Below are 12,221 nucleotides of genomic sequence, written 5' to 3'. Positions count from 1 at the left end.
TCGGGCCGTGCGTGTCGCGCTCGTCAACGAAGGCACCTACCCGTACGTCACCGGCGGCGTCAGCACCTGGTGCGACCAACTGGTGCGTGGACTGTCCGATGTGGACTGGGAGCTCGTGGCCATCGTCGGCACCGAACCGGACCGGCCCGCGGTGCGGCTGCCCGGCAACGTCCGGTCACTGACCGCGGTCCCGGTCTGGGGCACCGCCCGCCCGGTCCGCGGCAAGCCAGAACGGGCCGCCGCGAGGCTGTGCCGGGGGATGCTCGGCGACACCGCGGCCGACCTGGTCGTCTTCACCGAGGGGCTGCGTGAGCTCGCCGAGCTCGCGCGGCCCCGCCCGGGCCGGTTCCTGCCCGCGCGCACCGGCCGCCACCCCCTCGCCGGGGTCCGCCTCGCGGACATCCTGCTGGACGCGTGGGCGCGGGCCAGAGCCGACGGCATCCACCTGCCACGCCTGACGCTGCGTGACGCCGACGTCGCCGGTGTACTGCTGGAGCACGCACTGCGCCCGCTGGCCGCCGAGATCCCCGCCGGCACGGACCTCGTCCACGCCAACGCCAACGGCCTGTCCTCGATGGTCGCCCTGGCCGCGAAGTGGCGCAGCGGCGTGCCGTTCCTGATGACGGAGCACGGCGTGTACCTGCGTGAGCGGTACCTCGCCTCCGGCGACCAGGCACCCGGGGTGAAGACGGCGCTGCTGCGCTTCCACCGGGCCCTGGCGCGGCTGTCGTACTGGGAGTCGGACCTCATCACCCCGGTCAGCGGGTTCAACTCGCGGTGGGCGGTGCGTCACGGCGCCGACCCGGCGAAACTCGCCGTCATCGGCAACGGCGTCGACCCGGCCCGCTTCCCGGCGCTCACGGAGGAACCCGCCGGACCGGTCATCTCCTGGGTCGGGCGGATCGACCCGCTCAAGGACCTCGAGACGCTCATCCGCGCCCTCGGCGTGGTCCGGGCGAAGGTGCCCGACGCCCGGCTCCACCTCGCCGGCCCCGTCCCTGCCGGCAACGAGGCGTACGCCGCCGCGTGCCGGGCCACCGCCGCCGGCCTGGGACTCGCCGACGCGGTCACGTGGGCCGGTCCGTGCTCGTCGAGCCGCGACGCGTTCGCCGTCGGGCAGGTCGCGGCGCTGTCCAGCATCTCCGAGGGCATGCCGTACACGGTGCTGGAGGCGATGATGTGCGGCCGGCCGACGGTCAGCACCGACGTCGGCGGCGTCGCCGAGGCCGTCGGCGACGCCGGCCTGGTCGTGCCGCCACGCGACCCGCAGGCGTTCGGTGAGGCGTGCATCGCACTGCTCACCTCACCGGACCTGCGGGCCGCGACCGGACGCAACGGCCGGCAGCGGGCCCTGGACGAGTACACCCTGGACCGCTGCCTGACCGCGTACCGCGGCCGGTACCTGGACCTGACGGGCGGCCGCGCCACCGCCTGCGCGCCCGTGCGTGACGGCGTGCTGGTGGCGGTGTGAGCGGTCCGGAACACAGCCCGGCGGAGGTGGCGGTGGCAGGTGCGCAGCGCGGCGCAGCGGAGGTGGTGATGTGAGCGCGGATTCGCTGCTGGTGGTGCCCATGCAGCGGCGGGCGCGGCTGTCCGCACTGGAGCGCGGCGAGCCGCTGCGCTTCGTCGGGCGTGCCTCGACCGACCCGGTCGCCGCGCTCGCCGACCAGATGCGCGAGGACTGCGCCGGCGCCGTCGACGTCGACGAGGTCGCCGCGATCCTCGAGGCCAACGGCATCAACGACCGCGTCGCCGACCGGGAGTACGGCGTGCCGTCGGTGTTCGCGCTGGCCGGGCGGGTCGTCGCCCGTACCCTCGACACCGCCGAAACGGTCACGCACTCCGCGTTCGTCGATGAGGGGCCGACGGTCCGCTCCGTCGTCACCGACACCCTCGTGCGGGCCGCGATCTACCTGACCCCCCTGGCGATCGGGCTCGGCGCGGCGTCCGAAGTGGACGGTGTGCCGCGGCTCGCGACCACCGGGACGCTCCTGCTCGGCTGGGGCGGCGGCCAGGCCCTGTCCTACCTCGGCTACCGGGCGCTGTCGGAGCAGGGTGTCACCGCCGCCGCCCGGCTCCTCGGCGGCGGGTTCCTCGGCCTCGCCGCCGTGTGGGCCCTGGCACTCACGCTGGTGCTCGCCGGCGCCGGGCCGCGGGCGTACACGATCGCCGCGGTGCAACTGGCGCTGTTCGCGGTCGCCGCCGTCGCCCTTGTCACCAGCCGCGACGAGCACGACCCGTGCTGGGTCGCGACCGCCGCCGTCGCCGCGGGACTCGGCGGCTGGGCGGTGCCGGCGCTGCTGTGCGGGGTCGCGGCGCTGCTGGTCGCCGCGTTCCGGCCGGTCGTCGGCGCCGACGTCAGCGGCCGGATGCCGTGGCGGCGGTGGCGGTCATGGGGCGGCGACATCGGCTACGCGCTGCTCTACGGCCTCGTCGGCACCGGCCAGGCGGCGCTGCTCGGGGCGGTCGCCCTCGACGGGATCGCGCCGCACCGCGTCCCGGTCGCGGCGGTGCCGCTGCTCGTCGGGGTGCCGCTGATCGAACTGACCCTGGTGTGGCATCAGCGGCGCGTCGCGTACGCGCGGGCCGTCCTCGCCGACCGGGCCGCGTTCGACCGCCGGCTCGCCCGCATCAGCAAGGGCACCGTCGCGGTCCTCTGCGTCCCCGTCGGGCTCGGCGCCGCGATCGCCGGCGCGGTCTGGGTCGGCGTCAGCGGCCCCGGCGGGCAGTCCCTGGCCGCCGCGATCCTGCTCACCGGCGTGTACGCGCTGTGCCTGGTCCTGGCCGCACACGGCCGGGCCGGCACCGCCGCGCTCGTCGTCTGGTGGCCGACGCTGCTCGTCGCGGGCGTCGGCCACTGGGCACCCGCCCTGGTGCACGTGGCGCCCACGTTCACCGAAACCCTCGCCGTCGCGACCCTGCTCGGAGCCGGCCTGCCCGGCCTCGCCGTCGCGGCGCTCGTCCTGCGTGACCCGGAGAGTTACCGATGATGCTCCTGCCGCTGTACGTCCATCCGCTCGTCGACCCCGACGCGTGGGAGTCGCTGTGCCGCAGCACCGAACGGCCGACGACGATCGTCAACGTCCACAACGGACCCGGCGGCGCCGGCCGCGACGAGGTGTACGCGGTCGCCACGGCCCGCCTGCACCGCTGCGGCGTCCGGATGCTCGGCTACGTCGACCTCGACTACGGCAACCGCGCCAACGGCGAGGTGTGGTGCGACATCGTAGGGTGGGCGCGGTATCCGGTCGGCGGTATCTTCTTCGACCAGGTGCCGGCGGACGCCGCCGGTCTGGCCTACGTGACGCAGGTGGTGCGGGCGGTGCGAGGATCGGTGGTGCTCAACCCGGGGACCAGGTGCCTGCCCGGCTACGCCGACCTGGCCGACGTCGTGTGCACCTTCGAGGGCTCCTGGGAGTCCTATGTGGACGCACCCCCGGCGTACGGCCTGCCCGACGGCCGCGACTGGCCCAACGCCGCGCACCTCGTCTACGGCGTGCCGACCGAACGCGTCGGCGCCGCGACCGCGCTGCTGCTGTCCCGCGCGCCGCACGGCCTCGTCACCGACCTCGTCGCGCCCCTGCCCTACGAAGGCATCCCGACGGTCGTGCGCGAGCGGGCGGCGGCGCGGTGACCGACCGCCGGCTCCGGGCCGCACTGTGCGCGCTCGTGCTGCTGACCGTGCTGTACGCGGCCGCGTGCACCAGCGGCGACGACGACCCCGACGAGGGCCGCGGCGCCCCGCACCGCCGCCGTGCCGCCGTCAGGCTTCGGCGGCCTGGGCTCCGCGTCGCCGTCGCCGTCCGCGTCCGTGTCCGGCTCCCCGCCCGGCGCCGCCCCCGCCGGCTGGTGGAAACCGGCGGTCGGGGTCACCTGGCAGTGGCAGCTGACGGGCACCCTCGACCCGTCCGTCGCCGTGGACGTGTACGACGTCGACGCGGTCACCACCTCCGCCGCCGACGTCGCTCGCCTGAAGGCCGCCGGCCGGCGCGTCATCTGCTACGTCAACGTCGGCGCCCACGAGGACTTCCGCGCCGACGCCGGCAACTTCCCCGAGTCGGTGCGCGGCAGGGGCCTGGAGGGCTGGCCGGGGGAGAAGTGGCTCGACATCCGCCGCTGGGACACCCTCGCACCGCTGCTGGAAGCCAGGTTCAAGGTGTGCAAGGACAAGGGCTTCGACGCGGTCGAGCCCGACAACGTCGACGGCTACGCCAACAACAGCGGCTTCCCGCTGACCGCCGCGGACCAGTTGACGTTCAACCGCCGCGTCGCCGACCTCGCACACCGCCTCGGCCTCGGCGTGGGCCTGAAGAACGACGTCGAGCAGGCTCAGGCGCTGGAGCCGGCGTTCGACTTCGCGGTCAACGAGGAGTGCGCCCACTACGACGAGTGCGACACCCTGAAGGTGTTCATCGCCGCGGGCAAGCCGGTCTTCCACGTCGAGTATGACGTCGACACCGCGAAGTTCTGCCCGAAGACCACCGCCCTGCGCTTCTCCTCGATGAAGAAGAAGCAGGACCTCGACGCGTGGCGCCAGGTTTGTTGACACGGAGCTCGGCCCGGTCGCGGCGCGCTGCGCGGCCGGAAACGGCATTCGATCATGCGCGAGGTGGCAGCACGCCGGGTAGCAGATTGTGACTTTTGGTTAGCGGAACAAAAGTTCATGCCAAGGCGACCGAAAGTATGGACAGGTTGGTTCGAAGCTCCTAGTGTGTCCTGCACGACACTGGAGTGTTTCATCAATGTTATCCGTCGGCAGTGGATACATCGATGGACATCCCCGTGTTGCGGAGGCATACGGCATCCGGCGCGGCGGCGCGCGCCCTGCCTGGCACGTTCAGTCAGGAAGGGACCACAGTGAACCAACAGCCCTCACGTCATCGATGGCGGCCGATGGGTGCCGCCCTGCTTCTTGTCTCGGCGAGCATCAGCGCCCTCGTCGTCCAGGCCGCGTCCGCTGCGGCGGCGATCAACCCGGCCGACTTCCAGCAGGTCACCCTCGCGAAGGGTGAGGCCGAGGTCGGCGAGCCGCTCACCATCTCCGTGCTGCCGGACCGTTCCGTGCTGCACACGGCCCGCAACGGCACGCTGCGGCGCACCGACGCCAACGGCACCACCACCGTGATCGGCAACATCCCCGTCTACACCCACGACGAGGAAGGCCTGCAGGGCGTCGCGGCCGACCCGAACTTCGCCACCAACAGGTTCATCTACCTGTACTACGCGCCGCCGCTGAGCACGCCCAGCGGTGACGCGCCCGCCACCGGCACCGCCACCGACTGGGCCACCTGGACCGGGGTCAACCGCCTCTCCCGGTTCACGCTCAACGCGAACTTCACCGTCAACATGAGCAGCCAGGTCAACATCCTGGACGTGCCCGCCAACCGGGGCATCTGCTGCCACGTCGGCGGTGACATCGACTTCGACGCGGCCGGCAACCTGTACCTGTCCACCGGCGACGACTCCAACCCGTTCGACTCCGCGGGCTACTCGCCGCTGGACGAGCGGACGAACCGGAACCCGGCGTACGACGCGCAGCGCTCCGCGGGCAACACCAACGACCTGCGGGGCAAGATCCTGCGGATCAAGGTCAACGCCAACGGCACGTACTCGATCCCGTCGGGCAACCTGTTCCCGTCGGGCACGGCGAACACGCGGCCCGAGATCTACGCGATGGGCTTCCGCAACCCGTACCGGATGAGCGTCGACAAGGCCACCGGCGTGATCTACGTCGGCGACTACGGCCCCGACGCCGGCACCACCAGCTCGACCCGCGGGCCGTCCGGGCAGGTGGAGTTCAACCGGATCACGTCGCCGGGCAACTACGGCTGGCCGTACTGCACCGGCACCAACACCACCAACGAGATCTACAACGAGTGGGACTTCGCCGCGAACACCGGCGGCGCCAAGTACAACTGCGCCGGCGGGCCGACGAACAACTCGTTCCGCAACACCGGGCAGGGCACGCTCCCCGCGGCCCGTCCCGCCTGGATCCGCTACGGCGGCGACGCCGGTACCCCCACCGAGTTCGGTGGCGGCTCCGAGTCGCCGATGGCCGGTCCGGTGTACCGCTACGACGCGGCGAACCCGTCGGCCACGAAGTTCCCGGCGGCGTTCAACGGCATGTTCTTCGCCGGTGAGTTCGGCCGCGGCTGGATCAAGCCGATCGTCGTCAACAGCGACGGCACCCGCGGCGCGATCGACACGTTCCCGTGGAACGGCAAGCAGGTCATGGACCTGCAGTTCGGCCCGGACGGCGCGCTGTACGTGCTGGACTACGGCACCGGCTATTTCAACGGCGACGCCAACTCGGCGCTGTACCGCTACGACTACGTGGGCGGCGGCAACCGGGCGCCGACCGCGGTGGCGAGCGCGAACAAGACCTCGGGCGTGGCACCCCTCGCCGTGACGTTCTCCTCCGCAGGGTCCAGCGACCCCGAGGGCGGGCCGCTGACCTACTCGTGGGACTTCGACGGCAACGGCACCCAGGACTCGACCGCGGCGAACCCGTCGTACACGTACACCACGAACGGGACCTACAACGCGACCCTGACGGTGCGGGACAACCAGAACGCCCCCGCCACGTCGAGCGTGCTGATCAGCGTCGGCAACACCGCGCCGACGGTCACGATCAACGCACCGGCGTCGGGGCAGCTGGTGTCCTTCGGCGACAGCGTGCCGTGGAGCGTCACGGTCAGCGACCCCGAGGACGGGGCGATCACCTGCTCCAGGATCACGATGACCTACGTCCTCGGCCACGACCAGCACGCGCACCAGATCACGTCCCAGACCGGGTGCTCCGGCACGATCACCATCCCGGTCGACGGTGAGCACGACGACGCGGCGAACATCTTCCCGATCTTCGACGCGTCCTACACCGACAACGGCGGCCTGACCGTGCACGCGCAGAACATCCTGCAACCCCGCCACCGCCAGGCGGAGCACTTCAAGACCTCCTCGGGCATCAACACCTTCACCAAGACGACCGCCGAGGGCGGCAAGACGGTCGGCGACATCAACAACGGCGACTGGATCGAGTTCGACCCGTACAAGGTGAACAACGCCACCTCCGTGCTGGTGCGGGCGTCGTCCGGGGGTACCGGCGGCACCGTGCAGTTCCGCACCGGCTCACCGACCGGCACCGTCATCGGCTCCGCCACGATCCCGGTCACCGGCTCGTGGGAGACGTTCACGACGGTCACCGTGCCGATCACCAGCCCACCCGCCGGCACCACGTCGCTGTACGTGACGTTCGCCGGCACGGGCACCGCGGCCCTGCTGGACCTGGACAGCTTCACGTTCACGACCAGCAGCAGCGGGATCGGCCCCGTGAAGGGCCTGGCCGGCAAGTGCCTCGACGTGCGCGGCGCAGCCACCGCCGACGGCACGCAGATCCAGCTGTACACCTGCAACGGCACCCTCGCACAGACCTGGACCCGCAGCGGTCAGACGCTGCAGGCCCTCGGCAAGTGCCTGGACGTGTCGGGTGGCGGCAGCGCCGACGGCACGAAGATCCAGCTGTGGACGTGCAACGGCTCCGGTGCGCAGAACTGGGCGCCGAACGCCGACGGCACGCTGCGCAACCCGCAGTCCGGCAAGTGCCTGGACGTGTCCGGCAACAACTCCGCGGACAGCACCGTCGTGCACCTGTGGACGTGCGTCGCCGGCCCGCCGGCGAACCAGAAGTGGACCCTGCCCTAACGAGGTGATCGGGCGCCCGTGCCGCCACACGGGCGCCTCCCTCCCTGATAAGGAGATTCCGTGCGCAGAATCCTCGCCGGTGTGGGCGCCGCCATCGCTCTCACCGCATGCACCCTGTCCGCCGCCACCCAGGCCGTCGCCGCCGACGCGCCCTACGACGTGCTCGTGTTCTCCAAGACCGCCGGGTTCCGCCACGACGCCATCCCGGCCGGCATCACCGCGATCCAGCAGCTGGGCGCGGCGAACAACTTCACCGTCACCGCCACCGAGGACGCCGCCGCGTTCACGACCGGCAACCTCGCCCAGTACGAGGCGGTCGTGTTCCTCAACACCACCGGCGACGTGCTCAACGACACCCAGCAGACCGCGTTCGAGTCCTACGTGCGCGGCGGCGGCGGGTACGTCGGCGTCCACGCGGCCGCCGACACCGAGTACAGCTGGCCGTTCTACGGCACGCTCGTCGGCGCGTGGTTCTCCTCGCACCCGGCGATCCAACAGGTCAACTCGAAGACCGAGAACCGGGCCCACCCGGCCACGGCGCACCTGCCGCAGACCTGGACCCGCACCGACGAGCTGTACAACTACCAGAGCAACCCGCGCGCCACCGCCCGGGTCCTGGCCACGCTGGACGAGTCGTCCTACTCCGGCGGCACGATGGGCGCCGACCACCCGATCACCTGGTGCAAGACGATCGACAGCGGCCGCTCGTTCTACACCGGTTTCGGGCACACCCAGGAGTCCTACGCGGACGGCAACTTCCGCAACGAGCTCCTCGGCGGCATCCGCTACGCCTCGAAGCGCGCCAAGGCCGACTGCCGCCCCGAGAGCGGCTACACCGCCCTCTACAACGGCTCCACCACCGGCTGGTCGCAGTCCGGCCCCGGCAGCTTCACCAACTCCGACGCCACGCTGACCTCCGTCGGTGGCATGGGCCTGTTCTGGTACAGCGCGAAGCAGTACACCTCGTACTCGCTGAAGGCGGACTGGCGGCTCACCGGCGACAGCAACACCGGCATCTTCGTCGGCTTCCCGAACCCCGGCAGCGACCCGTGGGTCGCCGTCAACCAGGGGTACGAGATCCAGATCGACGCGACCGACGCCGCCGACCGCACCACCGGCGCCATCTACACGTTCAAGTCCGCCGACATCGCGGCCCGCGACGCGGCGCTCAACCCGGCCGGCGAGTGGAACACCTACGAGCTGCTCGTGGAGGGCCAGCGGATCCGGGTGTACCTCAACGGCACGCTGATCAACGACTTCACCAACACCGACGCGAACCGCAACCTCGACGGGTACATCGGCATCCAGAACCACGGCACCGGCGACACGGCCTCGTTCCGCAACGTGCGGATCAAGGACCTCGGCGGTACCCCGTCGACCGACGTGACCGTGCAGGCCGAGTCGTTCAGCTCCGTCAACGGCGCGCAGGCGTTCACGAAGGCCGGCGCCAACAACGGCCAGACCCTCGGCTACATCGACCCGGGCGACTGGGCCGGGTACAACGGCGTCAACGTCGGCGGTGCCACGTCCTTCCGGGCGCGGGTCGTCTCCGGCGGCCCCGGCGGCCAGATCCAGATCCGCAACGGCTCGCAGACCGGCACCGTGCTGGGCACCGTCAACGTGCCGAACACCGGCAACTGGGACACCTACGCCAACGTGACGACCACGCTGACCGGCGTCCCGTCCGGCAACGCGAACATCTTCCTCACGTTCACCGGCACCGGCACCGGCCTCTTCGACGTCGACGACATCACGTTCGTGAAGACCTCGACGCCGACCGGCGTCGGACCCATCAAGGGTCTCGCCGGCAAGTGCCTCGACGTGCGCAGCAGCGGCACCGCCGACGGCACCCAGATCCAGATCTACACCTGCAACAGCTCGGCCGCGCAGACCTGGACCCGCAACGGCCAGACGCTGCGGGCGCTGGGCAAGTGCCTGGACGTGTCGGGTGGCGGCAGCGCCGACGGCACGAAGATCCAGCTGTGGACGTGCAACGGCTCCGGTGCGCAGAACTGGGCGCCGAACGCCGACGGCACGCTGCGCAACCCGCAGTCCGGCAAGTGCCTGGACGTGTCCGGCAACAACTCCGCGGACAGCACCGTCGTGCACCTGTGGACGTGCGTCGCCGGCCCGCCGGCGAACCAGAAGTGGATCCTTCCGTAGCAATCGGGTCGAAGGGGGCCTCGGGACCGTCCCGGGGCCCCCTTCGTTTGCCGGTGGCGGCTGGCTGCGCCGAAGGTACCTTCGTCCAAGGTCCCTGGGCACCCAGCTGATCCGTTTATCCGGGCGCGTTGCGCCTCAGGCGTTCTTCAGCCGCCGCAGCAGGTCGATGACGTCGGCGTCGTACTCGCGCCACTCCCGGTCGGGTTTGAAGCCCAGCTCCGCGTTGACCTTCAGCAGCGGCTCGTTCTCCGTCGCGTTCCAGGTCTGCACGTCCAGCAGGTGCGGCTCCGCGGCCCGCAGCTCGAACAGCATCCTGGCCTTGATCGCCCGGCTGATGCCGTAGCCGCGGTGCGCGGGCACCTCGATCGTGTCGTACTGGTCCGCGCGGGTCGGCCGCTGCGCGGGCACCACGACCTCGGTGAGGCCGGCGATCGTGTCGGACGCCTCGTGCACCGCCAGGACGATGTACGGCTTCAGGCCGCGCGCGTGCAGCGTCGCCAGGCTGGCCCGCAGACGCTCCGCGTCATAGGAGCTGGGTCGCAGCGCCAGATCCTCCACGACCGAGGCCCTGGCCGCCTCCTTGGCCGCCGCGTAGGCCGCGTAGTGCTGCTCCGGGGGACCGCCCGGGTGATATTCGACCCGGTAGCCCGCACCGATGCCGGCGGCCATCTCACCCAGCCGCAGCCAGTCGACGCCGCCGAGGTCCAGCAGGTTGCGCTGCTCGATGAACGCGCACTCGAAGCCGAACGACTCGAAGAACTTGATGCTCGGCGTGCCACCGATCACCTCGACGCCGACCGACTCGAACCCCTCCTCGGCGGCGCGGCGGGCCACCGCCGCGAGCAGGGCCGTGCCGACATGGCCGCGGCGGGCCGCCGGGCGCACCGACAGCTCCAGCACGCCGATCTCCTCCAGCGCGAGCAGGCTCGCGTGGCCGAGCACCCCGCCGGACTCGTCGACGGCCAGCCAGGACGTGCGCCGCTCACCGGGCATCGTCACCGCGAGATATTCCCGGAACTTGATGTCACGCCACGGCGGATCCTCCGGTACGTCGTGCGCCACGATTTCGTTCAGCGCCCGCAGCACTGCCTCGATCTCGGCCGCGGACGCGGTCCCTGGGTCCCACTCGCGCACCATCACGGAGTCAAGCTTGCCTACCTTTGTGGCTCAGCGGAAGTACCGCGGCGCAGAGCGTGGCCTTCATCTACCCCGTGCGGTCCCGCCGGCCGTAGTCATTCGTCGCGTTGAACACCGCCGTGCGGTACTCCTCGGGGATGTTGTACGCGTGGATCGCGGCGTTCCAACCCTCCACGGTGGACAGGTCACGGCCGTTGGCGCACAGGTAGGCGGCGGAGGTCAGGGACGCGTCGTCGATGTCGTTGACGTCGGTCACGCCGTCGGCGTCGGCGTCGACGCCGTACTGCTTCCACGTGCTCGGCAGGAACTGCATCGGCCCGACCGCGCGGTCCCAGGTCTTGTCGGTGTCGATCGCGCCGCCGTCGGTGTCCTTGATCGACTGCCGGTTGCTCTGCCCGTCCAGCGGCGGCCCGACGATCGGCGGCACCGACTTGCCGTCCTCCTGCAGCAGCGAGCCGTTGGTCCGGCCGTGGTCCGACTCGATCTTCGCGATGCCGGCGAGGGTGGTCCAGGTCAGCTTGCACCCCGGCGTGGTGCGTGCGGTGATCAGCTCCGCGTAGCCGTACGCCTGCATCGCCACCGGGGGGATCGCCAGCTTCACCGCGCGCGGGCCGGCCCAGGCGGCCAGGACGTCCGACGGGCGCTGCTGGGTGCCGGCGGGCGGGGTGAACGTCGTGGTCGGCTGCTGCGGCACGGGTGCCTCGCCGGTCTCGATCGCGCCGGGCGTCGCCGTCGGCGGCGGCGGGGCCGAGGTGCCGGCCTGCGGCTCGGCCACGGCGGGGACGAAAGCGTCCGGCGGCGAACGCCGCGCCGAGCATCAGCGCCAGCGCGACCCCGGCGATGACGGCCCGGCCGGCGGGGCGGCGCAGCCACACCCGCTGGCCCTCGAAGCGGGACGGCCGGCTCTGCAGGATGTCGACCCCGGCGGGCGGGCGGCGGCGCCGACGGTGACGACCGGGCCGGTCGTGCCCGGGCCTGGCGTGGGCCGGCCGCGCCCGGGCCTGGCCGGCCGGCCGGGTTGGTGGTGCCGGGCCGCTCGTCGCCAGGCTCTTTCGCGGCGTGCTTGGGGACGTGCCGCTGCGGGGGCGCCGCCGGGCTGCCCTCGGGGGGCGTCCAGCCACCGTCGGTGGGCGGTGTCATGTCCGGACCACGGTGGTCACCATTCGCAGTGGCCGATTCGTCGCTTTTCGACGCTCTTCTACCCTGTTTTGATGGTGAAT

General features: G+C 71.7%; 8 protein-coding genes. 6 read left to right on the top strand and 2 right to left on the bottom strand.

From position 1 onward, the window contains the following. The first annotated feature begins 7 nt into the window (after window positions 1-7). The 6 genes from pelF to OHA72_RS04015 all read left to right on the top strand — a co-directional run bounded on the left by pelF (window position 8) and on the right by OHA72_RS04015 (window position 9,864). Window positions 8-1,471, top strand: coding sequence for a GT4 family glycosyltransferase PelF (gene pelF, locus OHA72_RS04040; RefSeq protein WP_327006503.1), 1,464 nt, complete (start codon window positions 8-10; stop codon window positions 1,469-1,471). 70 nt (window positions 1,472-1,541) lie between these two features. Further along, window positions 1,542-2,990, top strand: a complete 1,449-nt coding sequence (locus OHA72_RS04035) for a hypothetical protein (protein WP_327006502.1) — start codon at window positions 1,542-1,544, stop codon at window positions 2,988-2,990. Further along, on the top strand, window positions 2,987-3,634 hold the full coding sequence (locus OHA72_RS04030) for a spherulation-specific family 4 protein (protein WP_327006501.1): 648 nt from the start codon (window positions 2,987-2,989) through the stop codon (window positions 3,632-3,634). Before OHA72_RS04035 ends, OHA72_RS04030 begins: the two co-directional genes overlap by 4 nt. A gap of 120 nt (window positions 3,635-3,754) precedes the next feature. Beyond that, window positions 3,755-4,546, top strand: coding sequence for an endo alpha-1,4 polygalactosaminidase (locus OHA72_RS04025; protein WP_327006500.1), 792 nt, complete (start codon window positions 3,755-3,757; stop codon window positions 4,544-4,546). A 347-nt stretch (window positions 4,547-4,893) separates the two neighbouring features. Continuing rightward, window positions 4,894-7,701 carry a PQQ-dependent sugar dehydrogenase gene (locus OHA72_RS04020; RefSeq protein ID WP_327006499.1) on the top strand — a complete coding sequence of 936 codons (2,808 nt, stop codon included), beginning with the start codon at window positions 4,894-4,896 and terminating at the stop codon, window positions 7,699-7,701. A 60-nt stretch (window positions 7,702-7,761) separates the two neighbouring features. Next, window positions 7,762-9,864 carry a ThuA domain-containing protein gene (locus OHA72_RS04015; RefSeq protein ID WP_327006498.1) on the top strand — a complete coding sequence of 701 codons (2,103 nt, stop codon included), beginning with the start codon at window positions 7,762-7,764 and terminating at the stop codon, window positions 9,862-9,864. A gap of 135 nt (window positions 9,865-9,999) precedes the next feature. Here the strand turns inward: OHA72_RS04015 and OHA72_RS04010 are convergent, their stop codons facing one another. Further along, complete coding sequence (locus OHA72_RS04010; RefSeq protein WP_327011452.1) at window positions 10,000-11,001, bottom strand: GNAT family N-acetyltransferase; 1,002 nt, start codon at window positions 10,999-11,001, stop codon at window positions 10,000-10,002. Window positions 11,002-11,068: 67 nt separating this feature from the next. Beyond that, window positions 11,069-11,776: a lytic transglycosylase domain-containing protein gene (locus OHA72_RS04005; RefSeq protein WP_327006497.1), complete on the bottom strand. Its 708-nt coding sequence runs from the start codon at window positions 11,774-11,776 to the stop codon at window positions 11,069-11,071. Window positions 11,777-12,221 lie beyond the last annotated feature (445 nt).

This window comes from Dactylosporangium sp. NBC_01737, from assembly GCF_035963215.1.
Classification (GTDB): domain Bacteria; phylum Actinomycetota; class Actinomycetes; order Mycobacteriales; family Micromonosporaceae; genus Dactylosporangium.
The sequence above is the reverse complement of the archived record's forward strand: the minus strand, read 5'-3'. Positions and strand labels throughout refer to the sequence as shown.

Bases quoted from the DNA above. Each gene is read 5' to 3' on its own strand.
- OHA72_RS04030 (WP_327006501.1), top strand. From the start codon at position 2,987: ATGATGCTCCTGCCGCTGTACGTCCATCCGCTCGTCGACCCCGACGCG.
- OHA72_RS04020 (WP_327006499.1), top strand. From the start codon at position 4,894: ATGGGTGCCGCCCTGCTTCTTGTCTCGGCGAGCATCAGCGCCCTCGTC.
- OHA72_RS04010 (WP_327011452.1), bottom strand. From the start codon at position 11,001: ATGGTGCGCGAGTGGGACCCAGGGACCGCGTCCGCGGCCGAGATCGAG.